The organism is Hyphomonas sp. (assembly GCF_040882205.1).
GTDB lineage: Bacteria > Pseudomonadota > Alphaproteobacteria > Caulobacterales > Hyphomonadaceae > Hyphomonas.
Window position 1 is genome coordinate 1 of record NZ_JBBEBT010000265.1, and the last position, 2,460, is coordinate 2,460.

Consider the following 2,460-nt stretch of genomic DNA (forward strand, 5'->3'; position numbering starts at 1 on the left):
AGATGGGCTGAGCAAAATCCCATCTCCCTTGGGGAGAAGGGCGTGCGAAGGCAGGAAATCGTGTTCAATTTTCAGAGGGCGGGGATATGGGGCTAGCCCGGGCACCCCGCCTAAAGCCCCTCGCCCCTGCCCCTTTCGCCATGGGAGAGGCAATCATCTCGCCGCCGCTCTGGACTTCCCCTGCGCCCAGTGAAACGCTGGGTCAGTTAACAGGGAGAACACGCCATGCAAGTCGCCGCCTATGCCACACTGGGCCCCACCGATCCCCTGAAGCCCTTCGAGATCACCCGCCGCGACCTGCAACCCGACGACGTTCTCATCGACATCACCCATTGCGGCATCTGCCACAGCGACATCCATTCGGCCCGCAACGAATGGGGCCGCGCGAAGTATCCCTTCGTGCCGGGCCACGAGATTGTCGGCCGTGTCGGCGCCGTCGGCCCGAAGGTAACGAAGCACAAGGTGGGTGATCTTGTCGGTGTCGGCTGCCTGGTGGACGCCTGTCTCAAATGTCCCGCCTGCCATGACGGCGACGAGCAATATTGCGAGAAGGGCTCCGTCGGCACCTATGGCGGCACCGAACCGGTGATCGGGGGGCCGACCTTCGGCGGCTATTCGAAACAGATCGTCGTGCGTGACGAATTCGTACTCAAAATCTCGGAGAAGCTTGACCCCGCCGCCGCCGCGCCGCTGCTCTGCGCCGGCATCACCAGCTGGTCACCACTGAAACACTGGGGCGTGATGAAAGGCGACAAGGTCGGCGTCATCGGCCTCGGCGGCCTCGGTCATATGGGCATCAAGTTCGCCGTCGCGATGGGCTGCGAGACCGTGATGATAACCACCTCGCCGGAAAAGGGCCAAGACGCCCGCCGCCTCGGCGTCGCCGATGTGCTCGTCTCGAAAGACCGTGAACAGATGAAAGCGCACCGGGGCAGTTTCGACTTCCTGCTCAACACCGTACCGGTGAAGCACGACCTCAATCCCTATCTCGGCCTGCTCGCCCGCAACGGCACCATGGTGATCGTCGGCGCCATTGAGCCGCTGGAGCCGATGCATGGCGGCATCCTGCTGGCGAACCGGCGCAGCGTCGCCGGCTCCGGCATCGGCGGCATCGCCGAGACGCAGGAGATGCTCGATTTCTGCGCCGAGCACGCCATCGTCTGCGATATCGAGTTGATCGACATGAAAGATGTGAACCCAGCCTATGACCGCGTGGTCAAAGGCGACGTGAAGTATCGGTTCGTCATCGACATGGCGACGATCTAGGCAGACGCGGCACCCCTCCCACCCAAGATCCGCTAATCCCTGCGCGGGGATGCGCGGAGAAAAATGGCTGAGTTCGCCGGACGGCCCCCGCCGCACCTGCAACCTAAACCGCAAATACCCGCACAGGCTCGAACTGCCCCGCCCGCACTTCGCCCAAAGCGACCGCGTCATCGCCCGCGAGGGCCAGCGCCAGGCGGTCATCATCCTCGCCGCGCCCCGCGCGCCAGCCTTCGACGACATGCGGCAGCAGCATGATCGTGCGCCCCTGCCGCAGGTTACCCGCGTCATTCGCCGTGATCTGGAGATGCGGCATGGAATTCAGAACTGCATGTAGCGGCTTGAGTTGCGCGAAAAGGCCTGCCCGGTCCTCGGCCAGCGCCTGAATCTCCGCTACCGAAACTGCCCCTACCGCATCGAACGCGCCAACGCGCGTGCGCCGCAACTGGCTGATATGCCCCTCAGCGCTGAGATCGGCCGCAAGATCGCGCGCCATCGCGCGCACATAGAAGCCTTTGCCGGATACAACATGGATCACCGAATGATCCGCGTCCGGCATCCTGATCACTTTCGCGGCGTAGACATCCACTTCGCGCGATCCCAGCTCAAACGTCTCGCCGCTGCGGGCAAGGTCATAGGCGCGCTCGCCCGCCACCTTGATGGCGGAGAATTTCGGCGGGACTTGATGGATCGTGCCGATATAGTTTTTCAACACAGCCTCGACGGCCTCGCGCGAAGGGCGCACGTCAGAGGTCGCCGTCACTTCGGCCTCGGCATCCTGGCTGGCGGTCGAGATGCCCCAGCGAATAGTGAAGACATATTCCTTCTGGGCGTCCATCGCCCATTGGACGGTCTTTGTCGCTTCGCCCAGCGCGATGGGAAGGATACCGTCCGCCAGCGGATCGAGCGTGCCGCCATGGCCGACTTTCTCAGCATTGAACAGGCGCTTGATGATAGCCACGGCCTGCGTGGACGTCATGTCCAAAGGCTTGAACAGGTTCAGCCAGCCCGTGACGGGCTCGCCCTTGCGTTTTCTCTGACGGGACAAGGCAGTCTCCAAAAGGTCCGGGCGGGCGGGTCGAACGCGCGTCCGGATCGGATATCGAAGGGCGCCGCTTATCCGGTGCAGGGCGTGCTCGTCAATCCTTACGGCTGCGAGATGCGTGCAATTCGATTGCGTCATCGGTAATTCGTCCC

At 63.2% G+C, this 2,460-nt stretch carries 2 protein-coding genes; one reads left to right on the forward strand and one right to left on the reverse strand.

From position 1 onward, the window contains the following. Nucleotides 1–225 precede the first annotated feature (225 nt). On the forward strand, nt 226–1,266 hold the full coding sequence (locus WEA77_RS11300) for an NAD(P)-dependent alcohol dehydrogenase (protein ID WP_368067984.1): 1,041 nt from the start codon (nt 226–228) through the stop codon (nt 1,264–1,266). Between the two features lie 103 nt (nt 1,267–1,369). Here WEA77_RS11300 and truB read toward each other — a convergent pair whose 3' ends face one another. Then, entirely contained in the window at nt 1,370–2,311 is a 942-nt protein-coding gene (gene truB, locus WEA77_RS11305) for a tRNA pseudouridine(55) synthase TruB (RefSeq protein ID WP_368067986.1), read from the reverse strand. Nucleotides 2,312–2,460 lie beyond the last annotated feature (149 nt).